The organism is Bacillus sp. ISL-78, from assembly GCF_018613455.1.
GTDB lineage: Bacteria > Bacillota > Bacilli > Bacillales > DSM-1321 > Peribacillus > Peribacillus frigoritolerans.
Map to the genome: position 1 here is coordinate 64,872 of NZ_JAGGQC010000003.1, position 24,727 is coordinate 89,598.

A 24,727-nucleotide genomic window follows, 5' to 3' on the forward strand; every position below is an offset into this window, starting at 1 on the left:
ACTTTGTCATTCTAATTATGAACAAGATGTGAAATGAGCTTTTCTTTAATAAATTCAGGAATAGGTTCACTTTTTTGTTTCAAAAAATTAAAACAGACTAAAACTGCACTTCCTTTAGCAATCACTTCCCCAGTTTGTGAACAGAGGATATCATGGACCATATCAAAGCTTTTCGTACCTACCTTTGTCAAAGATGTACGAATGGTCAAGAGTTGATTGAAATATCCTTGAGCAATAAAGTCGCATTTAGTGGAGGCTAACAAAAAATTCCAAGATTCTACATTTGTCGCTAGGCCTAAAGCTTCAAAAAATTTCATGCGTGCTTCTTCGAGGTATACGAAATAGCTTGTGTTATTGATGTGGCCCAAAGCGTCCGTTTCGGAAAAACGGACGTTGACTTCCATTTCATGCATAAGACCCCTCCTTGATTAACGATGTACGAAAGCAGGTTTACGTTTATCCAAGAAAGCGGAAACCCCTTCTTTAACATCTTCAGTTTGGAAGATTTCTTCAAAAAGATTCGCTTCAATCTCTAGACCTTGTTCAAGTGTTGCCTCACTTCCTTCATTAATCGCCTTCTTGATTCTCGAAAGTGCCTGAAGTGAGTGCCTTGTCATTCGTGAGGCCAAGATTTTCGCTTCCGATAAGCCGCAGCCTTGCTCAACGACTTTATTGACAAGCCCGATCTTTTCCGCTTCCGCGGCACCAAGCGGATCACCGGTAAATATAATCTCTTTTGCCTTTGCATTACCTACAAGTCTTGACAAACGCTGTGTACCGCCAGCCCCAGGGAATAAGCCTAATTTCACTTCCGGCAGTCCGATTTGAACTTGTGTTTCAGCCACTCGCAAATCACAGGCCAGTGCCAGTTCGCATCCGCCGCCCAAGGTCAAGCCATTTAATACAGCTATCGTAGGTTTAGGAAACTGTTCGATTTTAGTTAGGACAGCATGACTTTCCTTTACCATTTCTTTTATATTCGGGTTCCCCATCATGCTAGGGAATTCTTTTATATCAGCGCCGGCCGCAAATGCGATATTGCCTGCACCGGTTATTAGTACCCCAACAGTTTCAGTATCTTTTGAAAGTTCATCGAAAGTTTCTCCCAATTCTCTGAATACTTGTTTGCTGATTACATTTAATGGAGGATTATCGATGGTGATGACCGCAAGCTTATTTTCCTTAACCACTTTAATTAATTTCGTCATCAATTCTTCACTCCTTCGTTTTGATAATCATACCAGCCTTTTCCTGTTTTCCTGCCTAAATGTCCTTTATTCACCTTTTCTTCTATACAAGCATTTGGCCTGTCTTCTGGATTTCCCGTTTCATTGAAACGCTGCTGCATGACAAAATATCCCACATCAATACCTGATAGATCCATCAGTTCAAAAGGACCAATTGGATGGCCTAAAGCTTTCCTGCAAATCAAATCGATATCCTTATAGTCAACAATTCCTTCTTCATACAAATATAAGGCCTCACGCTGCAACGCTCCCAAAATTCGGTTGGCTACGAATCCCGATATCTCTTTCCTCAACAAAACTCCTGTCCTATTCATATTCTCTGTGACTTCCATTGCAAGCTTCGCTGTTTCCTCGGATGTTTGGTCACTCATTACAACCTCAACACAATCCATTACTAGAGGCGGGAAAAAGAAATGCATATTAATGAACTTATCCGGACGATTCGTCACACTCGCAATCAGGCTATTGACAATCGTTGAACTATTCGTGGCAAAGATGGTTTCTGCTGGGGCCAGTTCCTCAAGTTTGGCGAAAACCTCCTGCTTCACATCAAGTTTTTCAATTACCGCTTCAATGATCAAATCAGCTCCACTGGCCGCTTTCTCAAGATCGGTGGTATATTGAAGACGACTAAAAGCAGCCAATTTACGATCTTCAGTCAATTTTCCTTTTTGGACCCATTTAGTCAAAATGACTTCCAATTTTTCTTTGGCTGCATTCAACGCGTTTTCATGAACATCCTGAAGAATCGTTTCGTAACCTCCTAGTGCAGCAAGCATCGCAATTTGATGCCCCATCTGCCCAGCCCCAATAACGGTAATTGATTGAATTTGCTTGTTGGCCATGCCTTCTATCTCCCTTCGACTAACCGGTTAGTATGTAACCTGGTCACGCTTCAATTCCCTGCAGAATCATCCCCATAAAAATGGCTGCAACTTCCTGTTCGGTTTTTTCACCTTCTGGGTCGAACCAATGATAGCTCCAATTTGCCACACCTAAAATTGCAAAAGAGATGATGGATGCATCGAGATTGGAACGCAGTTCTCCACTCTCGATGCCACTAACCAGAACTTGCTCGATTTTATGTCGGAACTCATCCCGCTTAGGAAGGATTTGTGCAAGCTTATCGTCACTTAGATTCTTCATTTCACGGAAAAAGACCGTTGCGCTGGATTTTTTGGTTTTAATGCTCTTTAAAAGCATCAAGACCATATCGAATAGTTTATCCTTGCAGCTTTTCCCAGGTTCCAACATGATTCTCTCCTGCTCACTAAGCAACTCGTCTATATATGCTAGATGAATATCCATAAGCAACTGCTCTTTGCTCGTAAAGTAATAATAAAACGTTCCCTTCGTCACCCCGACCGATTCGACGATATCTGAAATCGACGTTTCACTAAAGCCCTTCTTTTCAAATAAGCGTATGCTATGTTCTGTCATTTTTTCTTTCATGTATGCATCCTCGCAATCTGTTAAAATTTCAGCTGAATTGATATCATACGCTTTCGTGCCATCAAAGCCCTCTTATTTCCTGGAAAGTTCTTCTCTTAAAGCCCGCCTTAAAATCTTTCCGACATTTGTTTTCGGTAACTCTTCACGAAATTCAACGAAATGCGGAACTTTATAAGCCGATAGGTTTGCACGGCAGTATTCGATGATTTCCCTTTCATTGACCGTTTTATTATTTTTAAGTACAAGCACCGCTTTTACCGACTCCCCTCGGTAAGCATCTGGAACTCCGATGACAACCGCTTCCTGGACAGCTGGATGTTCATAGAGAACTTCCTCGACATCTCGTGGATATATATTATAACCACTTGCGATGATCAAATCTTTTTTCCTGTCGACAATATAGAGGTACCCATCTTCATCAACTTTGGCGATATCACCCGTATAAAGCCAACCATCCCTTAAGGTCACCGCCGTTTCCTCCGGCATATTCCAGTAACCTTTCATCACTTGAGGTCCTTTGACGACCAATTCCCCCAATTTGCCAGATGCCACTTCTTTTGTTCCATCTCCAAGGTCCATCACTTTATATTCAGTCGAAGGGACACCAATCCCGACGCTCCCAGGTTTCCTTTTTGCAAATGCCGGGTTACAATGCGTTGTTGGCGAAGCTTCCGTAAGACCGTAGCCTTCCAATATCTTCGCACCTGATTTTCGTTCGAACTCACGCAGCAGTTCCACTGGCATCGGGGCACTTCCGCTGTTACAGACCTGAATGGAGCCCATTCCATATTCTTCTGCCTTCGGATGATTCGTCAACGCTACATACATGGTCGGTACACCAGGAAAAGTGGTCGGCTGTTCACGCTTAATCGTTTCCAGCACTTCTTCTATTTCAAAACGTGGCAGCATGATGGAGTCACCCGAGATATACACGGATAAATTCATTGCGGACGACATTCCAAAAACATGAAAAAGCGGGATGACCGACAACGTTCTTTCAGTGCCTATTTTTAATTCATGCTTGAAGAATTCATACGTTTGAACGACATTGGCCAGAATATTGCTGTGTGTCAGCATCGCCCCTTTTGAACGGCCAGTCGTTCCTCCTGTATACTGAAGAACGGCTATATCATTTTCCGGATCGATTGATACGGGATTGATTTTGCCGTCTCCTGCCTTCATGAATTGATCAAAAGACGCATCAGGCTGAAAATCTGCACCCGAATTCTGCAGGCTAACTACGATAATATTTTTCAAATTTGCATGTTGCTGCACACTTTTCACTTTCGGGTATAATCCATCCAATACAACGATCGTTTCTGCACCGGAGTCCTGTAAAATATGCTGCAGCTCCCTTTCAACCAGCATTGGGTTGATTTGGGTGATAATGGCCCCTGTTGTCAATGATCCATAATAAGCTATGACGTACTGCGGACAGTTAGGCAGCATGATGGCGACACGATCACCTTTTTGAACACCTTTTTTTTGCAAGGCTGAAGCAAAGGCTCGCGACGCATGAAAAAGTTCCTGATAAGATATCTTTTGGTCATAAAAAGTAATAGCTGTATTGTTTGGATGGGACTCACATGCATTTTGAAGGATTCTTTGCATCGGGAACTCAGGGACTTTTATTTCCTTTGAAATTGAATCAGGATAAACGGAAAGCCATTTTTTTTCATTCATCATTTCAAACCCTCCAGCCATATTTACTTACCTTTCATTACTTTGCATGTGAACCCCCATCGACGATCAAAATATTTCCAGTCACAAAATCAGATGCCTTTGAGGCCAGGAAAACCGCTGCCCCTTTCAAATCATCATCACTCCCTAACCTTTTTAGCGGCGTGGAATCCAAAATAGGATTCTTTCCTTGCTCAAGAACCCCTTTTGTCATTTTTGTCGGAAAGAATCCGGGTGCGATTGCATTAACATTAATATTATGCTGACCCCATTTAACGGCTAAATCCTTCGTTAAAGTAATGACCGCCCCTTTACTCGTATTATATCCGACCGTATCGAGGACCCTCGGGTCGGTACCCCCTAATCCGGCAACGGAAGCGATGTTTATGATTTTCCCATGTCCCTGCTCAATCATGACCCTGCCTGTTGTCTGGCTCATGATAAAGGTTCCGGTTACATTGACATTCATCACCTTCTGCCACGCTTCAAGGGGCATGTCGACGGCTGGTGCCCCCCAGGATGCCCCGCTATTGTTCACTAATATGTCGATGGCACCAAATTCACGGTAAGTTTCGTTAACGACTTCCTGTACATCTGACGGATTGGTGATATCACACTTGAAGGAAAGCGCCTTGACCCCAAGCTTTTGGATTTGCGAAGCAACTTCATCACATGCTTCCTTCTTCCTTGAACAAAGTACGACATTTGCCCCAGCTTCGGCAAAGCCGGCCGCTATTTGTGCTCCCAACCCTCTCCCTCCACCGGTTATGATCGCCGTCTTTCCAGTTAGATCGAATAAGTCGGTAACTTTCATATTTTCACCTCATGCTTTTGTTGGTATTTTCGAAGTTCTATTTTAGCAACTTGTGAGCGATGAACTTCATCGGGACCATCAGCAAGCCTTAAAGTCCGGGCATTGGCCCAATGAGCAGCAAAAGGGAAATCATCGGAAATCCCTGCAGCTCCAAAGGCTTGTATGGCCCTGTCCAGCACATTCAATGCCATATTTGGTGCCACCACTTTTATCATCGCGATCTCCGCCTTCGCTTCCTTGTTCCCGACAGTATCCATCATATAGGCAGCTTTTAAGGTCAGAAGTCTTGCTTGTTCGATTTCAATCCGTGAATCAGCAACCCACTCCATGATTACACCTTGTCTCGCCAATGTTTTACCAAAGGCGACACGCCCTTGAATACGCTTACATAATTCTTCAAGTGCTCTTTCAGCAGCGCCGATCAGCCTCATGCAATGATGTATCCTTCCCGGTCCGAGCCTTCCTTGGGCAATCGCAAACCCTTTTCCTTCACCCCATAGAATATTCGTTGCCGGGACCCTTACATTTTCAAACGTGATTTCGGCATGGCCATGCGGGGCATGATCATAACCAAACACAGGGAGCATTCTCTCGATTTTGACACCCGGTGTATCGAGCGGGACAAGAATCATTGACTGTTGTTCATGCTTGGCCGCCTCAGGATCTGTCTTACCCATGACGATGGCAATCTTGCATCGGGGATCGCCTGCTCCTGAAGACCACCATTTTCGGCCGTTGATGACATACTCATTACCCGTCCTTTCAATCCTGCATTCGATATTGGTCGCATCGGAAGACGCCACTTCCGGTTCCGTCATCGAGAAGCATGAACGGATTTCCCCAGCAAGCAAGGGCTTCAGCCAGCGCTCTTTATGTTCATCCGATCCATATCTCACCAACACTTCCATATTACCAGTGTCCGGCGCATTACAGTTGAAGATTTCAGGTCCTATCGTCGACCTACCCATGATCTCGCAAAGCGGGGCATATTCCATATTTGTTAAACCCGCACCATAACCGCTATCAGGTAAAAATAAATTCCATAATCCTTCTTCTTTTGCTTTTGCCGTCAATTCAGATAAAATCGGGGGGATTTCACTCCAGCGGCTTTCCTGTGCTTCGAGCTGCTTTTTGTATATTGATTCATTTGGGTAAACGTGCTTCTCCATGAATTCAGTTAACTTCTTTTCCAGATTTTTCACCTTTACAGTATGTTCAAAGTTCAAATTGAATTCCTCCTTTTAAACTTACTAACCGGTTAGTATGTTATTACCTTTAAAGTATATACATAAAATTCTGATTTTTTCAACAATTAAACTTTTGTTTTCTTTTCATTCAAGCTCCCGTATCTTGACCTCTTCGTTCTCACTATATTGCTTTTGTTGGACGGTTGGAAATATACAAACGATTTTCGTACCTTTTTTCAGTTCACTTGTGATGAAAACTTTTCCTCCATGCTTTTCGATGATTCTAAAACAAACGGAAAGACCCAAACCCGTTCCTGAAGTTTTTGTAGTGAAAAATGGTTCTCCTACTTTTTGAAGGGAGTTTTCCGGAATACCATCCCCTTCATCCAAAATGCTCAAAAAAACTTCCCCATTTTTTTCATTTATGCTCACAAAAATATTTCCGCCATTCGGCATCGATTCTATGGAATTTTTTATCATGTTTATTAGTACTTGCTTGATTTGGTTTTCATCAAAGTACATAAAAATTGGTTCTGAATCATAATTTTTATGAATTTGAATATTGTTCAGTACGGCATTTGTCTCCAACAGCGTTACGGCATGGTTGCAGCTTTCCTTTATATCCTTCTCAAGAAATACCGCCCCAGTGGGTTTCGATAGCAGCAAGAGTTCATTCAGCACTTTCTCGATTCGATTTATTTCCGAAAAAATAATATCGTAGTATTCCTCCTTTTCGGCACCGCCATCTTTAATCAGCTTCACGAATCCCATTATCGCCGTCATCGGATTCCTGACCTCATGTGCAATTCCAGCCGCAAGTTGGGCAGCCGTTGATAACTTGCTTGATGTGATTGCCAAATGTTCGTTTAGGCTCACAAGCTTTTCCTCTGCATGTTTTCGTTCATTAATTTCCGATAATATGCCCACTGTCCCGATGAATTTCCCAGCGTCATCGTAAATAAGTTTAACGAATGCCTCAACCCAGCTTGTTCCCTTTTTCGCATTTAGTTTAATGTCAGCACGAAAATATTTATCCCCTCGATGAAAGGAGTCCGCAAAGGCCTTTAATACGTCTTGATAAGAATTGTTATCCATATGTTTAGAAAAGTGAAGCCCCAGGGATTCATTCACGGATGCACCACTCATCGATTTCCATGCCGGGTTTAAGTACAACCATTTTCCTTTATCATCCGTTTGGAAAATAACCTCATTGAAGCTATTGACCAATTCTTTAGAGTAATTGGAGAAAATGCGATAACGCCCTTCGCTATCCTGCAATAAAGCTATCGTTTTCCGTTTATGGTCATAGATGGCACCCAAACACCAGGCTATGGTTAAAATTACGACTAAATATATTCCTGCAAAGGCGGAAAACCTGCGTTCTTCATGACCCAGCCACCCTATATAGGGTAATATCAATACAAAAAAAAGAGCAGGGACAATGATCCTTCCAGTATATTTCTTCACATTCTCCACCTCCTTTACTTCATCCGATCGAATTCCAAGTAAGGAATCAAATTATGCACTTATAGGTAAATTTCAACATTTTATCCATGATTCCTGCTAACAACACAAAAAACCTTCCCACGAGTGGAAAGGTCACTGTTCAACTTAAATCCTTTACCCAATGATGACGCGTTCTTTTGGATAATGGAAATTTTCCGTAACTTCTTTATGGCCTATGATATACAGGAGGGAGGTTATCCCGACACGGCCAATGAACATAATGATCATAATGACAATTTTACCGGTATTGCTGAGGTCAGGCGTAATTCCCATCGAAAGGCCGACTGAACCGAAAGCCGAACATACCTCAAAAATGATTTGCATCAAAGTGAAATTTTCGGTAATGGATAATATGAAGACCGCCATTATGCAAAGAAGCGATCCCATGATCATAACCGCTGTCGCTTTTCGGATATCATCGGGATGAATCTCCCGTTTGAAAACTTTTATGGAACGCCTTCCTCTCATGAAATTCCATAAAAATAGAATCATGATGGCCAGTGTAGTTGTCCGGATTCCTCCCCCGACTGAACTTGGGGAGGCTCCGATGAACATCAATATGCTCAACAATAAAAGGGTCGGTTCCGAAAAGTCACTCACATTCATGGTTGCCAAACCGCCGCTCCGCGTATTGGAGGACATAAATAAAGAGTAAAAGAACGATTCATGCCAGTTCTTATTTTTAAAGAACCCATTTATTTCTAGAAGGTAAATCAGGATCGTTCCCCCAACGATAAGGGAAAAGAATGTGACTGAGGTCAGCTTCGTGAACAAAGAAAAATGAAACTTATAAGTTCGGGCCTTATTGGACAAAAACTCTTTCAGCTCAATCAAGACAGGAAACCCAATGGCTCCCAGGGTAAGCAGGATAATCGTAATGAACTGTACAAAATAATCGTCTTTAAATGGAATCATCGAAATACCGGTAATATCAAAACCAGCATTCGTAGTGGCACTTACGGCTAAAAATAAGCCATTTAAAAAGGCTTCTTTCCCGTTTGGAAAATAACTCAGAAAGTAAATGCCCAAAACGAGAGCCCCAATCATTTCAATTACGACAAATATCTGAATGATTTGGATCAATAATTTAACAAGCCCGGAAAGATTCGATTGGTTTTGATCTGTCATGATCAATTGTCTTTCCTTCAAGCCGATTTTCTTGCCCACTATAAGCCAGAAAAAGGTTCCGAGTGTCATGATGCCAATACCGCCAAATTGGAGAACGAACATGAGAATGAAATAGCCTACCTCATTATACACTTCGGGCAAACTTACCACTGTTAAACCTGTTACACTAACTGCACTTACGGCTGTGAATAAAGCATCCATGAATCCAAATTCCACGCCTGGCTTAAGAGCGACCGGCAGACTCAACAGTACGGTTGAGATGCTGACTGCCAAAACATAATAACCGACGATAAGCTGAGCTGGTGTTAACTTTGATAATATTTTTTTGATAGCAAACATAAAGAGTTTCCTTTCTTGCTCCTTTATAGTTATGCAAATCACATAACCATTAAATATCTAGTTTACCCTTTTTTCATTCTTTTTTCCATTCTCTTTTAAAACTGACTTACTTACAACAAAAAGGCAGGTTTACCAATAAGTTTGATGCTGCTCGTATAAGTAAAACTCCACATTCTACTTATACTATCATTACAGCGGCAAAAGCCGTTGAAAAAGTAAAGGGGAGATTCAAATGGCTAACAGCAGTAACAACCTTCTTGTTCCAGGAATCGAACAAGCATTAGAACAAATCAAATATGAAATTGCATCTGAATTCGGTGTACAATTAGGTTCCGATACTTCAGCACGTGCCAATGGTTCAGTTGGCGGAGAAATCACGAAGCGTCTTGTACAACAAGCACAATCTCAACTTAAAGGTCAATAATTCACAATTAAATATCCATGGCTAAGAGTCCAGCTGCATGCTGGACTCTTTTTAATGATTATGTCCATTTCCATTATTGCCTTTACCCCTTTTCGACTTATCCCAATCTTTCCTATCTTGTTTATACTGCTCACCCTGTTTACCTTGTTTAACTTGTTTTCCCTGTTTATCTTGTCTATCATGCCTACCCTGTTTATTTTGCTTATTTTTATTGTCGGGCTTTATAGAATCATCACTATTCTTTTCTTTGAGTGATGAAACTTTTTTTTCATCGATCTTTTTATCATTCTGTTCATTTTTCTGCTTGTCCTTTGATTGGTTGCTGTGATATCTATCCGATTTTCCTTTTGACTCGTTGCTTTTTTCCTTATATCCATTTATCGCATTCCGTTTTCCACTTGTATCTTCCCGTTCGGTTTGTTCCTTAATTTCGGTAACTTCCGTGTTTTTCCGTTCAGTCGGTTTGGCTTCATTGGCCGGCTTTTGTTTTATTTCAATTTCATTATTCTCTTTTTTCTTTTCTCCATCCGATTTGTTTTCCTTACTTAACGTTCCCCGCTTTTCTTTCGGAATAACAACGTTTTCCTCGACTTTTTTAACTGGCGCTGGGGCAGGCTCCCTCTTATTGACCTTTATCTTATCTTTATCTTCATTCAACTTCTTTTCGAGATACTTACCCGTGGATATACCTTGTTCCCTAGCTTGCTTCCGATCGTTTTTTGTTGCCTGGATCACTTTCATTTTTGTTTTGGAAACATTATCCTGCTCAGATATTTCTTTTATTTCCTTTTTTAAATTCTTATCCAGTTCTTTATTTTTTTCCATTAACGTTGTGGAAACGACTATTTGTTTATTTCCTTTCAAATAACCAAGTTGCTTCGTCGTTTCAACGATTCGGTTTGTGACAGCCTTTATATCCTTGCCTTTCCAGTCCTTCAGCTGACCGATCACAAGCTTTCCGTCTTCATTTAATCCGGTAAGCTTGAGAACTTCTAAATCATCATCAAGCTCCAATTCAATGCTTGGATTCACATCTATCGTCATATATGCCGACACAGGACCAGAGAAATAAGAAGGAAGAATTGAAAAGAGAATCAGGAAGGTGGAAGCAATGCTTAGCACGGCCGTTTTTTTGAAAGGTGAATGAATATTGGAAAAGGCTAAAGTGAATTTTTGTTTTGCAGGTGAAAAAGTGATTTCTTCACCCACTTCATATTCCCTTTCCTGCCTTTTGGTTTTCAGAAATTCACCCTCGGGGGTCAATAGGGTTACAAATCGTTTATTAACTGAAAGAATAACTCCTTTTTTCATTCATCGATAGCCCCTTTTATATAATCATTCAAATACAAAAAATCTCCGTTTATTATGATTGCCACTGCAATGATGTATTTTCTGTTCCGCTCAATCGTTTTTCTGCTAACTTCCACTTTTCCCTCAAGCTGTTTTACGGGCAGCCGCTTTTTTGCAAACAGGTTTTCCTTCAGTTCGTCATCTTCCATTAACAATTTAGCGATCATAATAGCTCCCTTCCTGGCATCTGCATGTTTGGGAGAGTTTTCAACTAAATCCTCAAATGACAGACCAAAATCCTCTAGATGGCTTATATAAAGCTGAATTTCTTCTTTTCTTCTTTCCGATTCCTTCTGCATTTCGTATTCATTGATGGAATTTTCATTATCGATATATATTTGGCTTTGATCATTATCATCATTCAGTGATAAATCCAATAGGATTTCTTTTTGTTTGGACTGGCTTCTTAAATAATCTATAACCCTTCGTTTAACGAGGGTTTCGGCAAATGCCAATAAAGAACGGCCTTTTTCCGGGGAATATTTTTCAATTGCCTCGTTAAAAGCAATCATTCCAATACTGAATTCATCATCTGATTCGTATATGTAACGTTTGCAAACCGATGAGACTGTTTTTGCAATAAAAGGTTTGAATGACTCTATAGTATCATTACGAAGGCTATTATCGCCTTGTTGAATTTTCAATACAGTTTCTTCTAAAGAACGCTTTTTTTTGAATGCTGTAAACAACAAACCAAGCATTTGCTCACCTCGCTCCTGTTGAACATAAATTACGCATCAACATACTTATCTTAAGCGGAGGGAGTCTAAAAGACAGTACCAAAAGAACTATTTTTACGATAAAAATGAAATCACACAATATATCAACATGATAAAATACTTAGTTTTTTCTCATTTGTTACAGTGCAATTACAGTAAAATATCTTTTTCCGTTTTTTGCCCAATACAATGGGACAATTGTCATTTTTATAACCGGAATTTAATATTCACATCTTTTAACATATCATTCGTAAACATACCTGCGCTTTTGAGGGTCATCTCCATAAATACTTTAAGAAGCAAAAAAAATAGGCGTGACCGGCACGCCTGTTTTTTACGCTTCCTGTATTTTTTTCTCTTCTTTCTCTTTTTTTTCTTTTTTGCTTGAAATGATCCATGCACCTGCTGCAATTCCAATCAATACAGTCCAGAAAATCGATTTCCAAAGAGTTGATTCAGGGAAATGATGATCAATGAAAGCAAGTGAAGGGTGTGCAAGTGTGTGTACCGCCAATTTCACGCCAACCCAACCCACAATCAAAAATGCTGCCGTTTCAAGTGAAGGACGCCGATGAAGCAGCTTAACGAACGCATTTGCTGCAAATCGCATAATGATCAACCCGATCATGCCGCCGAGGAACATGACCGCGAATTGCCCTCCGTCAATACCGCCGACTTTCATCCAGCCTGTTGCAGGAAGTGTAACAGCCAGCGCGACGGCAGCCAACATCGAATCGATTGCGAAAGCGATATCAGCCGCTTCAACCTTTACCACGGTCATCCAGAAGCCGGATTGCTTTTTAGGTTTCGTGATTTCCTTCTCACCTTTACCAGCGTATTTTTTGTAAATGTGCTGAAAAGCGATGAAAAGTAAATAAATTGCACCGATTGCTTGAACTTGCCATACCTCGACAAGAAAGGAAATAAGGAATAGACTGGCAAAGCGGAAAACAAAAGCTCCCATCAGCCCATAAAACAAAGCTTTCCGCTGTTGTTCTTTTGGCAAATGCTTAACCATGACAGCCATGACGACTGCATTATCAGCAGCCAGTATCCCTTCTAATCCAACCAAGATAAGAAGGACCCAGCCATATTCCAATAACATTGATGCTTCCATCCATTCAACCTCCAATAGTAGTATTCCCTTCCTATTGGCATTGGCAAAATAAAAAGACCTCTGCCGTATAGGCAAAGGTCTTGCTGAACATGAAATCATGTCAACAAAGCCGATGAATGTTTGACATTCACGTAATGACGACTTTGTTTTAGGGCGAACCCTAACGCTACTCCCCTTTGAAAAGGAAAATCAGTTATTAAGTATATTAATAGTATACGCGCTCGTTATGAAAATAACAATCTTTTTTATAAATGGATCTCATTTTCTGCTCCTTTTGGATAATTTTATTAACGAAAAATATTCTTTGCCGAAACGAATCCAGTTCGGTTTGGCAGAAAAATAGTTCTGAAACAGCGATAAAAAACTCGTGTATTTCCCTTCATATGGATACCATTGTATTTCTGTATCGTTTTTACCTTTATCGATCATGATCGCTTTTTCATGGCAGAAAATCTTCAATCCATGCTCGCCATGATAGCGGCCAACCCCACTTTGTTTGGCACCGCCAAATGGTAAATGATGATTAGCAACCGTAATCAGCACATCATTGATCGTCACCGCACCGGTTACTAACCGTGACGCAATCCGACTTGCCTTTTCCCTATCCATCGTCCAAACGCTGGAATTGAGTCCATATTCACTTTCATTTGCCAGGGCAATCACTTCTTCCTCCGTATCGAAAGGCACAACAGGCAACACGGGGCCGAACGTTTCTTCTTTCATGATTTTCATGGAATGATCGACATTGGAAAGAATCGTCGGCGGTATGAAATGAGTCTTCCCCGTTTTCCACTCTTTCGGAGGTGTTCCGGTTTCAAGTACGGCCCCTTTATTCAGTGCATCCTCCAGTTGGTCAGCCACAATATCGACTTGTTTTGGGAAGGTCATTGAACCGATATCATCCTGCGTTTGCACCCCCTGTCTCATGGACTTCGTTTTTTCTTTAAGAAGCATTAGGAATTCCTTATAAACAGGACGTTCCACATAAACCCTTTCAACACTCATGCACACCTGCCCACTATTTGTGAAAGCACCCCAAAGTGCCCCGTTCACAGCCCGTTCCAGGTTAGCATCACGCAAAACGATCATCGGATCCTTACCGCCAAGCTCCAAAGTCGTTGGGATCAGGTCTCTTGCTGCAACCTCACCAATCATTTTTCCGGTCCTAACAGATCCAGTAAAAAATATATAATCTGGTTTTTGCTCAGTTAATGCCGCACCCAATTCTTTCCCTCCATGGGCAAACTGTATAGTTCCCTCTGGGAAACCAGCTTCAAGAAACAGGTTTTCGATGCACGTCCCAACTAAAGGAGTTACCTCTGATGGTTTGGCGATGACTGTATTTCCAGCCGCTAGGGCATTAAGAATGGGAACCATGGAAAGCTGCAGCGGATAATTCCATGGTGAAATGACGAGAATCGTTCCACGGGGCATATAATGGACATAAGATTTTTTACCAATTAACATGAGTGGAGTGGTGACCTTCCGTCCGGAAAGAGTTTTCACTGCATGCTTCTCGATATGCTTGATTGCATCGATCGTTGGCATGATGTCAGCAACCAGCGCTTCAATTTTCACTTTTCCCGCATCTTTTGAAATGACTTCTGCTATTTCATCCATCCTTTCAACCATCAATAAACGGAGCCGTTTTAAATAGTGCAGCCGTTCCTTGATGGGAAGATTCGACCATGATTGGAACGCATGTCTTGATTTCATATATATATGAGGAATCGACTTCAATGGTGTTGGGACGATTTCCGCAATCTTCTCACCTGTTGCCGGAGAAAACACTTCCAACTTGTCATGTATTTCTTCCATAACTACTCCCCTTGCTTTAACTTATTTTCATCGGTACTCCATATCATTTTTACGCTTTAAATAAAAATCGACCGAGGAGGAAACCCTCCTCTGAAATGCAGCAAAACTTCTCGGCTGCACTGCTGTCAAAACGCCCTTTTCAAGTGAAATTAGGATGTCAGGAAGAATTGATAAGAGCGCCTGAGCACTTTCCCTGAACAGTAATACGTTCATATACTTACTATACGTACAAAAATCCTTCCCCTGAACCTCTTTATATATGCTGGAGACGTAGCAGCCTGTATAATATAATCGCTTGGAACTAACTTCACAATCGGTTCCTTCTCTTCACAAGGTTTCTGACCGATTCCCTGCCACCTAATCGGTGTATTCCCCTTAAGATGAATTACACTAACAAATTCGTTTACAGTATACAATATCCACTGCATCACATCACGTTTTACAACTCAATGGTGAAGCTCCATGAAATCCATCCCCATCGCAAATACCATTAACTAGTAATCTCCCAGACATGATAGCACTCCAAAATGGAATATATAGTAAATTTTTTTCGTTATTAAAAGGATTATTCACGTTTGTTATCGAAGGTAATGTATATAAGAATCGAAATTCTGATAATCCGGCAGACAAGTTTATCGGTTTTAGTGTTTAATACTGGGTACGGGAGGATAAATTCATATTATCGAATAAAAATTATTATCTATATAACCGATTTTCCGTTACTATATAAGAAGGCGATTTTTTCGCGCATACATATTTGAGGTGAGCGCACAAGTGAAAAGAATAATTAAAGCATACGACTTCCCTATTTTCATCGCTGTCGTATTACTCTGTTTGTTTGGTTTAGTCATGATTTACAGTTCGAGCATGATCACTGCTGTCGCTCGATACGGCTGGCCTATGGATTTCTTCTTTGAGAAACAAAAAACGGCCTTTCTCATTTCATTCGTGGCAATGATCGTCACGATGATTCTTCCTTATAAGATGTACAAAAACAAAATGTTCTTGATGTCTATGATGTTTGGAATGGCCGGTATCCTTTTTCTGCTCTTTATCTTCGGCCATACAGCAGGAAATGCCACAAGCTGGTTCAAGTTAGGGACAGCATCGATACAACCTGCGGAATTTTCCAAGTTAGCCATGATCATTTATCTGGCAGCCATTTACGGAAAAAGGCAGGACCGAATCAATAGTATTGATAAAGCCGTCATCCCGCCGATTTTCTTTCTGGTATTCATCTGCTTTTTAATCGGAATACAGCCTGATTATGGAACGGCAGCGGTCATTTTCCTGATTTCAAGTACCATGATCATTTCATCCGGGATGTCTTTTAAGAGTATATTCAAACTCTCTTTGATCACTGCGATATTCATAGCCATATTTGCATTGGCGGTACTCGTGACAGGAAATTTCTCAGCCGTTCTTTCTGAAAATAAGATTTCTCGTTTTACCGGGTTTGCAGACCCTTTCGGAAAGGCAGGAGAAAGCGGGTATCAACTCGTGAATTCCTTATTCGCAATAGGATCCGGCGGCCTTACTGGAGTGGGACTTGGTGACAGTGTACAAAAATACGGGTACCTGCCTGAATCACATACTGATTTCATCATGGCCGTCATTGCAGAAGAGCTCGGGATATTCGGAGTGGGATTCGTTCTATTGACACTAGGTTTTATCGTCCTGAGGGGATTTGTACTTTCAGCCAAATGCAAAGATCCATTTGGAAGTCTTTTGTTGATCGGCATCTCATCCATGATCGGCATTCAAGTCGGTATCAACGTCGGCGGAGTGACCGGACTTATCCCAATTACAGGGATCACCCTTCCATTCATCAGCTATGGAGGATCTTCCTTACTGCTGCTCATGCTCTCAATGGGCATATATCAAAATGTCGTCATGCGAATGAATTTGCTTGAACAGAAAGAAAAGGTCGTATCCATCCCACAAGATGAGATCGCGTCTTCAAAATAAACGATCAAATACCCCTGGCATTTCTGTTCATGTCAGGGGGTTCCCTTCTCTGTAGTTATGTAAGTTATCATGAAAAAACAGGCAGTCGAATCCGACCGCCTGTTTTTTTTTTCATTTATAATGGATACCGATTTTAGTAAAGCCAGAAATCAGGCTGAGCAAAGGACAAAGTAGGCAGAAAAATGCAAATGGAGCATATTCAAGGGTTGAAACACCCAATACCTGTGTCAGGAATACACCGCAGACACCCCAAGGAACAAGAGAATTCACAACTGTTCCCGCATCTTCAAGCACCCTCGCAAGCGTTTTGGGCTGCAAGCCTAAATCTTCATATTTCTGCTGAAAGGCTTTCCCAGGCAGTATAACTGACAAATACTGTTCACCCACTAGGAAATTCACGCTGATACCTGCAAATACAGTAGCCGAAATCACTTTCGCTACACTCGTCAATGAATCCTGGATTGCATTTAAAATAGAAGGAATGACTCCCAATTCAAACAATAGTCCGCCCATCGCCAATGCCAACAACACCATCGAAACGGAGAACATCATACTTTCAATTCCGCCCCGCGATAGGATTGAGTCAAGTTGTTCCATTCCACTCTTCAGTACAAAACCGCCGTATAAGATATCCGCTAGTTTTGCAACCGTCAAACTTGGGGTTTGTATGAAAGCAATGACAGCCGCCGAAATGATTCCTGCTGACAATGTCGGAATCGCTGACACCTTTTTCAAAGCCATGATTAGAACGATGACAAACGGAATCAAACTCCATATGCTTATATTCGTTTCCATTTCCAGTGCTTTGGTCATGGCTTCGATTTCCTCAACGCGAGCAACTTTGACATTCGGTGAAAGGAAGTAAAAGATGATTAGCGATATGAAAAAACCTGGAATCGTAGTCCAAAGCATATTATTAATATGTTCAAATAATGGTGCTCCAACCGTTCCTGATGCAAGGTTGGTAGAGTCGGATAATGGAGACATTTTATCTCCAAGAAATGCACCGGAAATGATTGCACCGGCTGTAATCGCCAACGATAAATCCATCGCCGCCGCCATCCCTATCATAGCAACGCCGATTGTGGCTGATGTTGTAAGTGAACTCCCGATACAGAGCCCAATTAGCGAGCACACCAGAAATGTGATTGCATAGAAATATTCACCGGAAATCCAGTCAAACCCATAGAACATGATGGTAGGGATTGTCCCGCTTGCCATCCAGATCGAAATTAGCATTCCAATGAAAAAGAATATATAAATGGCTCCCATACCAGTGCCTGCACCTTTGACGATAGCCGCCTCCATAATCGAAAATGGCAGCTTCTTGAACTTTCCATAAACAAATAGAAATAGGATTGCCGCTATAATTGGAATATGGGGGGCAAGTCCATAATGAATGATACCAGTTGCAATGATTAAGAAAAGAATGGCCAAAACCCCAATTGCTTCAGGTAAGGAGAGTTTTAGCTTTGCATCTTCAAGACGCATGATGTATTTCCCCACTTTCATGTTGTGTATTCTCTGAGGTAAGGCTCGCACCTTTTAATTCCTCACAATTACTGAAACGCTTTTAAGTACTAAAGCACTAGCTAAATATAAAGGAGTTTCAGGAGATTGTCAAAGGAATAATAATCTATTTTAGTAGAATTCGATTCTTCATTCCTTTTTATCACAAAAAGAAAACCCATACTTCGCCGTATAGGTTAAGCCTAGTATACTGAAGATATACATCTTCTTCTTTGCTTGCCCCCAAATAATGCCCTGTCTTAATCCAATACCGATGTTCCTACAATTCTTTCAGTTATGTCTTAGTCCCACCTAAATGAACAGCAAACCGTTCCTGATTTCAGATCATTTGGTTTTTAACTATGATTCCTATACGCCGAAGATTTAGATTTAAAATTTCATCAACTGCTGCATTCGAATGTGTAATTACACAAATTCTTTTGCAATTGATACTTTTTGCGACGCATTTTCCTGGGCTTATACCTTTATTAAAACGCCATCTATACCTTTAAACTATCTATTTTATTAATTTACCTTTACCTTTAACATAGCCTTAAATAAAAATAGCCAACATCTCCTCTTTTCAAATAAAGGTTAATGTTATACAATAAGTTTGTTAAGTATTTCACAAACTTCCGTTGAAAAGTATCCATCCAAGAAGGATGGATACTTAGAAGGCTACATTAACAAGGTTATATAGATAGGTAATGTAATTAAAGATAGAATGGTACTAATTACAAATGAAGATGCTGTTTCAGTTGATAACGAATCAAATCTAGTTGAAATCATTGCTGCTACAGCAGATCCCGGAAATGATACTAGTAAAATGGCTTTAATTGTATCTGCATGATCAAGGCCAATTAGATGAGCAACCAGAATCATATATAATGGAATAGCCACAACTTTTAAAATGGAAATACCAAAAGCAATTGGTCGTAAGCTAATCTTACGAATACCCACGGTTACACCAACAGCAAATAATGCAACCCCAGATGTCACTGACCCAATTTGTTCGAGTGCATTTTTTATGATATCCGGTGCCTGGAACCCTAATAGTGTTAATACAACAGCAAGTAAGGGAATACATGCAAGCGGTTCGCTTAGACCATGCAAAACGATACCCAGAATGTTTGTTTTTTCATCTTTAGATTTACCCAATCCGGATTGTCCGACCGTACCAACTATTGTTGCTAATGGATCCAGAAGGGCATTCACCACAATACCGGTAATCGCAATAGGTATAGCTATCTCTTGCGCCCCAAACAAGCTCCCTAATACAGAGATCCCCATAAAAGCAAAGGCTGGCTGAGTTGCGTTCAATGAAAACATAGATGCTTTAGTTAAATCGAATTTAAACACCAACCGAGCCACTATTAAAAGGATAATGTAAAAGCCAATAACACCTATGGTCATAGTTAAGAAAAATGACCATTGATTAATTAAGGTTTGTTTTGAGGTTGTTGTGATCCCAATGAATAAGTGTGCAGGTAATGCAAATTTTGTAACTAACGTGTTAAGCCCTTTGGATGATTCTGAATTAAAAACTTTAAAATACCCACCCAAATAACCAATAATAATTGTAAAAAAGATGGGTATTAATGTTAAAAATATATTCCCAATATTCACTCGAGATGCACTTCTCTTTCCAAAAAATTGTCCTATTTAAAAGATTACTATGACTGACTTATACGGAGATTCCCCTAAAAAGGGATACCCTTTCTTTTGAGACAACAAAATAAACTGGATTTATTTCCCACGAATAGTTTTGTACTCCGGCTTCCACATGGATTCTGTTATTGCTTTTTCAATATCTGTTATATCCGCTTTCGCAATACCTTCTTCAATGGCTGTCTTTGCCACTTCAATGGCTACAGATTTAGAAACCTCTTGCAATTGTTTGATTGAAGGGAGTAGAGAAGCACCAGGCTTACTGCTATCCGATAATCTTGAAACAGCAGATGAGGCTGCTGCAAGCATTCCCTTAGAGACTTTTGTTGCTTCTGCGACAATTGCACCAAGTCCAAGTCCTGGGAAAATATATGCATTATTAGATTGTCCGATTGAATAAATCACATCATTATAGTCAACATCATCAAACGGGCTTCCTGTCGCTATTAAGGCTTTACCTTGAGTCCACTTTATAAGGTCTTCAGGAACAGCTTCCGCTAAGGAAGTCGGATTTGACATCGGCATAATTATTGGATGTTCCACGTGCTTTGCCATTTCTTTTACAACTTCTTCCGAGAAAGCCCCCGTTTGACCAGAAGTGCCGATTAAGATGGTTGGTTTAACCCTTTTTATTACCTCTAATAATGGAATAATTCCGACTTCATTCCGCTCCCATTCCTCGACTTCCTCAGCTTTCCGGCAATACGACTTTTGGAATTTCAAAACATCCGGAGTGTCATCTATCAACAATCCACGATAATCGACTTCCCAAAATTTACCATATACCTCTTCTCTGGAAACGCCATCTAGGATCATGGCTTCAACCATTTGATCAGCATTACCGATCCCTGCTGCACCTGGACCAAAAACAACAACCCTTTGTTCCTTTAAAGGAACACCAGTTACTTGTAAGGCAGACATTACGGCGGCTAGTGTTACCGCACCTGTACCTTGTATATCATCATTAAAAGTGAGAATTTTCTCGCCATAATTATCGATTATATTTCGTGCATTTACATTTCCCAAGTCTTCCCAGTGAAGTAAAGCCCTTGGGAAGAAGGCTTGAGACATTTTAACAAATAAATCAATGAATTCGGTGTATTCATCACCGCGAACACGCCCAAACCTGTTACCAATATACAGTGGATCACTAATCAGGCTTTCATTGTCTGTCCCAACATCCAGGACAATAGGTAGCACCCTGCTTGGATCAATTCCCGCAGCTGCTGTGTAGACTGCCAATTTGCCAATGGCTATGTTAATTCCACCTACTCCCTGATCTCCAATTCCAAGAATACTTTCAGAATCTGTAACAACTATTAAATCGATATCATCAGATGAAAGGTCCAGGTTTTTAAATGCATCTTCCATTCCCTCCATATTATCAATAGATAGGTAAAGACCCCCTGGACGGTGATATTCTTGGGAGTACTGTTGAATAGCCTCTCCTACAGTAGGTGTGTAAATGATTGGCAGTATTTCACTTAGATGGTCTTTAAGTAGACGGTAAAACAGGACCACATTCCTATTAAATAAATCATATAACATTCCATTCTTCCGAATATTGCTAGGTTGAGTGGAGAATTGTTCATAAGCTCTTTTTACTTGTTCCTCAAGAGTAAGCACCTGGGATGGCAGCAAGCCTACCAATCCTAGTTCCTTTCTTTCTTCCTTAGTGAAAGCGACCCCTTTATTAATAAATGGGTTTGACAGAACACCTTTTCCTCTTAAAGTTGTATCCAAACCCGTTTTTGTCTTTTCATAAGCTGTCATAGACGTTCCCTCTTCCTAAAAATGTATATTTAAAAATCATCATTACCAGGCAATAGAGTATATTCTTCCCTGGGGAAGTGTAATTACTAAAAGAAAACTGTAAAAAGGAAAATAAATATACAGCACAAAAAAGAATACTTCCCTCATTACTGCTTATTTGTTCAATCTTGTGGAAAATTTATAAATAACTCAATCGCCAGTCTATATCTTAGTAGTCATTTACGGAGGACACTAGCTTATTTAACTAATTTTAGTATTATGTAATTAAAAAAAGTAAGCAGCACTTTGGCTGCTTACAGATAACGTTGAATAATATGGCTCTTTTCATCATTAAATTTGTGTTGGGAGACTGGTCGGCCTACCGTTCCATAGATTACCTTAACATCAAGGACACCGATATCCTTCATGAATTTTAAATATTTCCTTACTGATACCCTGGATATACCCGCCACATTTACGACTTCCTCCGTTGAAAAGGGAGAATTTTTAAATACCAGTATCACATTCCATATAATCTTTAAGGTATCTTGAGCTAATCCTTTCGGTAATTCCTCTGGTAAATGAATTTCTTCTTGATGCAAAATTCGATAATCCAATTCTTCTTGATTTAGCATATTTTTATCTTGAATAAAATCTAATTTATTCCGATATGCTGATAAGGCCGCGTTAAAACGGTCAAATTCAAACGGCTTAATTAAATAATCAACAGCACCTAGTCTTAATGCTTTCTGAATCCTCTCAATGTCCGACGCAGCAGAAATGACAATAACATCTATCTCTTTTCCACTTTCTCGAATTTGCGAGAGTAAATCGAGTCCATTTTTCCCAGGCATGAAAATGTCTAATAGAACTAACCCTATTCTTTGATCTTCCAATACATTCAGAGCTTGATCCACTGAGGAACAGACAGCAGCTAATTCGTAGCCATCGACTTGATTCAAATAGCGCTTATTGAACTCTGCAACCATCGGGTCATCTTCTACGATCATTACCTTAATCATCCTACATCATCCTTGCTTTGTATGGTATATAAACCACAAACGTTGTTTCTTGACCTTCTTTTGAACTAATATTGAGATCTCCCCCCAGCTTATCCAGGCTTGCCTTAACTAAATATAAACCAATCCCCCTGTCCACTCCTTTTGTTGTATATCCTTTTAGAAGGATATGATTAAGATTGGCATCAGATATTCCCTGTCCAGTATCATGAACTTCAATAGTTAAAATTTCATCTGCATAATCAAACTTTAATTCAATTCGTTTAACGGGCCTTTTTTCTACTGCTTCTATAGCATTGTCAATCAAATTTCCTATTATCGTAATTAGCTCATGAGTAATAGCTGCATTATCTGGTTCGGGCAATTGAAAGTCAGAGGATAATGCCAGCTTGGCACCTGCTTCCCTTGCATAACTTAGTTTTCCAATTAAAAAACCGGCTAGTACTGGATCTTTAACGGTTTTGGTAATAAAACCTATCTCATTTTCTCTGTGATCAACAAGGTCACTAATATATGCTGCAAGCTGATCATAATAATGCATATGCACCATACCAAGTATTACATGAAGTTTGTTCATGAATTCGTGCGACTGGGCCCTTAACGATTCAGCGTATAAGCGGACTCCAGTCAGCTGTTCCGCCAGCATATGTATTTCTGTTTTATCACGAAATGTAGCCACGGCCCCTACGATTTCATCCTTCACAAATACTGGTACCCTATTCACTAGTAAGACACTATCTTTTAAATCCTGCTCTTTATCTAATTCGACTTTTCCGGTCTCCAGGATTCTATCCAGGTTTGCGTCAGGCATATAACCAGTTACCTTTTTACCCGTTGGATTTTCATTAATGCCCGCTTTCTTAAATATCTTTAAAGCTGCTTTGTTTACGAGAGTAATGGTTGAACTCTGATCTACCGCTATGATTCCCTCTCGAACTGATTGTAAAATGGCATTTCGCTCTTTTAAAACCTTCGCAATAGCAAAAGGTTCCAGCCCAAATAATATTTTCTTAATATACCTTGCCAAAAGTATTGCGCCGGCAATTCCGGTTAATATTCCAAAAACTGTTCCTACATAAATATTAAAACGGCTTTTTAAAACAGCTTCATTAACTTTTTGAAGGGAAATACCGACCACCACGGCTCCAATTTGATTACCCTCTGAATTATAAACAGGGGTGAAAGAACGCAAAGACCTGCCTAAAGTTCCTTTGGAAATAGAAATGTGCTCTCTACCTCTTAACACATCTTTCTCATCCCCTCCAACAAATTTTTTTCCTATTTTACTTGGATCGGGGTGAGTTTTCCGAATTCCATTATTATCGATTATTACTACAAATTCTACATCTGTCGATTTTTTTATCCTATTGGTAAATTGCTGAACTTCCTTATTGTTCTCACTTCCACTTAACGTTTCGATTACAAGCGGAGTTTGCGCTGCCATGCGTGCTACGTTTACTGCTTTTTCAGTCTGGCTCTTTTCTATAGTATCTGCAACTGTTTGGCTAATGAGAATATCTGTAATGAATAATGAGAGGGCTACTACCCCACACACCAGTATCATAATAGTAAACTGTAGACTCCATTTACCTTTCTTCACTTCTACACACCTCTTTGGTCTAAAAACTCTATTAACTTTAAGGGATACTTTTATGTTAAGTATGTTCATTTTGCTTACATCACACAATTATTCGGTACTGTATCAAGTTCAAAAAGGTAGCCAAGTGATTTAAATCAATTGAGAGAAGATATATATAACCTAACCATTTGCTAATGTTATCCTTAAAAACACTGATTCAACCGCAATATTTTCCAAATAAAAAAAACAGACTATACCTTCGTAGGCTCGGATATAAATTAATTATTCCCCTTTAATGTCTTAACAACAACTTACCTCGATAGTTCAATATAAGTGATTTTTGCTATACTACTCCTGCACCAAGGTTAAATCCACAAGTTTTCTATTAGCATTATGCAGTTCATAAGAAGTTTAGCGGAATATCCCAGCAATTCTTACAATGCTCGAAGTT

At 40.2% G+C, this 24,727-nt stretch carries 20 protein-coding genes; 2 read left to right on the forward strand and 18 right to left on the reverse strand.

Features of this window, described 5'->3' with window-relative positions:
- Positions 1 to 11: 11 nt before the first annotated feature.
- From J7I96_RS02780 to J7I96_RS02820, 9 genes are all read right to left on the reverse strand, one after another.
- A complete protein-coding gene (locus tag J7I96_RS02780; RefSeq protein ID WP_214768794.1) occupies positions 12 to 413 on the reverse strand; it encodes an acyl-CoA thioesterase in 402 nt (133 codons plus the stop codon).
- Between the two features lie 15 nt (positions 414 to 428).
- Positions 429 to 1,208, reverse strand: coding sequence for an enoyl-CoA hydratase/isomerase family protein (locus J7I96_RS02785; protein WP_214922915.1), 780 nt, complete (start codon positions 1,206 to 1,208; stop codon positions 429 to 431).
- Complete coding sequence (locus J7I96_RS02790; protein WP_214768798.1) at positions 1,208 to 2,092, reverse strand: 3-hydroxyacyl-CoA dehydrogenase family protein; 885 nt, start codon at positions 2,090 to 2,092, stop codon at positions 1,208 to 1,210. The genes J7I96_RS02785 and J7I96_RS02790 overlap by 1 nt, the downstream gene beginning before the upstream one ends.
- A gap of 43 nt (positions 2,093 to 2,135) precedes the next feature.
- The gene (locus tag J7I96_RS02795) at positions 2,136 to 2,699 is read right to left on the reverse strand and encodes a TetR/AcrR family transcriptional regulator (RefSeq protein ID WP_214768800.1); all 564 of its coding nucleotides are present in this window, start codon (positions 2,697 to 2,699) and stop codon (positions 2,136 to 2,138) included.
- A 72-nt stretch (positions 2,700 to 2,771) separates the two neighbouring features.
- Positions 2,772 to 4,382, reverse strand: a complete 1,611-nt coding sequence (locus tag J7I96_RS02800) for a long-chain-fatty-acid--CoA ligase (RefSeq protein ID WP_214770083.1) — start codon at positions 4,380 to 4,382, stop codon at positions 2,772 to 2,774.
- A gap of 37 nt (positions 4,383 to 4,419) precedes the next feature.
- Positions 4,420 to 5,193, reverse strand: coding sequence for an SDR family oxidoreductase (locus J7I96_RS02805; RefSeq protein ID WP_214922913.1), 774 nt, complete (start codon positions 5,191 to 5,193; stop codon positions 4,420 to 4,422).
- Entirely contained in the window at positions 5,190 to 6,419 is a 1,230-nt protein-coding gene (locus J7I96_RS02810) for an acyl-CoA dehydrogenase family protein (protein WP_214922911.1), read from the reverse strand. Before J7I96_RS02810 ends, J7I96_RS02805 begins: the two co-directional genes overlap by 4 nt.
- A gap of 105 nt (positions 6,420 to 6,524) precedes the next feature.
- On the reverse strand, positions 6,525 to 7,847 hold the full coding sequence (locus J7I96_RS02815; RefSeq protein WP_214922909.1) for an ATP-binding protein: 1,323 nt from the start codon (positions 7,845 to 7,847) through the stop codon (positions 6,525 to 6,527).
- Positions 7,848 to 8,000: 153 nt separating this feature from the next.
- Positions 8,001 to 9,410 carry a TrkH family potassium uptake protein gene (locus tag J7I96_RS02820; RefSeq protein ID WP_311315184.1) on the reverse strand — a complete coding sequence of 470 codons (1,410 nt, stop codon included), beginning with the start codon at positions 9,408 to 9,410 and terminating at the stop codon, positions 8,001 to 8,003.
- A 175-nt stretch (positions 9,411 to 9,585) separates the two neighbouring features.
- Here J7I96_RS02820 and J7I96_RS02825 point away from each other — a divergent pair, with 175 nt between their 5' ends.
- Positions 9,586 to 9,777 carry an alpha/beta-type small acid-soluble spore protein gene (locus J7I96_RS02825; protein ID WP_034314196.1) on the forward strand — a complete coding sequence of 64 codons (192 nt, stop codon included), beginning with the start codon at positions 9,586 to 9,588 and terminating at the stop codon, positions 9,775 to 9,777.
- Between the two features lie 51 nt (positions 9,778 to 9,828).
- Here the strand turns inward: J7I96_RS02825 and J7I96_RS02830 are convergent, their stop codons facing one another.
- From J7I96_RS02830 to J7I96_RS02845, 4 genes are all read right to left on the reverse strand, one after another.
- Positions 9,829 to 11,088 (reverse strand): anti-sigma factor domain-containing protein, encoded by a 1,260-nt coding sequence (locus tag J7I96_RS02830; RefSeq protein ID WP_214922907.1) that lies wholly within the window; start codon positions 11,086 to 11,088, stop codon positions 9,829 to 9,831.
- Positions 11,085 to 11,828, reverse strand: coding sequence for an RNA polymerase sigma factor SigI (gene sigI, locus J7I96_RS02835; protein WP_214768818.1), 744 nt, complete (start codon positions 11,826 to 11,828; stop codon positions 11,085 to 11,087). Before sigI ends, J7I96_RS02830 begins: the two co-directional genes overlap by 4 nt.
- 352 nt (positions 11,829 to 12,180) lie before the next feature.
- Positions 12,181 to 12,963 (reverse strand): TerC family protein, encoded by a 783-nt coding sequence (locus J7I96_RS02840; protein WP_048689105.1) that lies wholly within the window; start codon positions 12,961 to 12,963, stop codon positions 12,181 to 12,183.
- A 258-nt stretch (positions 12,964 to 13,221) separates the two neighbouring features.
- On the reverse strand, positions 13,222 to 14,781 hold the full coding sequence (locus J7I96_RS02845) for an aldehyde dehydrogenase family protein (protein ID WP_214922905.1): 1,560 nt from the start codon (positions 14,779 to 14,781) through the stop codon (positions 13,222 to 13,224).
- 774 nt (positions 14,782 to 15,555) lie between these two features.
- Between J7I96_RS02845 and J7I96_RS02850 the strand changes: the two genes are divergently transcribed.
- The gene (locus J7I96_RS02850) at positions 15,556 to 16,749 is read left to right on the forward strand and encodes an FtsW/RodA/SpoVE family cell cycle protein (RefSeq protein WP_311315179.1); all 1,194 of its coding nucleotides are present in this window, start codon (positions 15,556 to 15,558) and stop codon (positions 16,747 to 16,749) included.
- Positions 16,750 to 16,860: 111 nt separating this feature from the next.
- Here the strand turns inward: J7I96_RS02850 and nhaC are convergent, their stop codons facing one another.
- The 5 genes from nhaC to dcuS form a co-directional block, all read right to left on the reverse strand.
- The gene (gene nhaC, locus J7I96_RS02855; protein ID WP_214922903.1) at positions 16,861 to 18,240 is read right to left on the reverse strand and encodes a Na+/H+ antiporter NhaC; all 1,380 of its coding nucleotides are present in this window, start codon (positions 18,238 to 18,240) and stop codon (positions 16,861 to 16,863) included.
- 696 nt (positions 18,241 to 18,936) lie between these two features.
- Entirely contained in the window at positions 18,937 to 19,884 is a 948-nt protein-coding gene (locus J7I96_RS02860; protein WP_214768822.1) for an AEC family transporter, read from the reverse strand.
- 120 nt (positions 19,885 to 20,004) lie between these two features.
- On the reverse strand, positions 20,005 to 21,699 hold the full coding sequence (locus J7I96_RS02865) for an NAD-dependent malic enzyme (protein WP_214922901.1): 1,695 nt from the start codon (positions 21,697 to 21,699) through the stop codon (positions 20,005 to 20,007).
- A 293-nt stretch (positions 21,700 to 21,992) separates the two neighbouring features.
- Positions 21,993 to 22,700 (reverse strand): response regulator, encoded by a 708-nt coding sequence (locus tag J7I96_RS02870; protein ID WP_214922899.1) that lies wholly within the window; start codon positions 22,698 to 22,700, stop codon positions 21,993 to 21,995.
- Between the two features lies 1 nt (position 22,701).
- Positions 22,702 to 24,297, reverse strand: a complete 1,596-nt coding sequence (dcuS, locus tag J7I96_RS02875) for a DcuS/MalK family sensor histidine kinase (protein WP_311315178.1) — start codon at positions 24,295 to 24,297, stop codon at positions 22,702 to 22,704.
- Between the last annotated feature and the right edge of the window lie 430 nt (positions 24,298 to 24,727).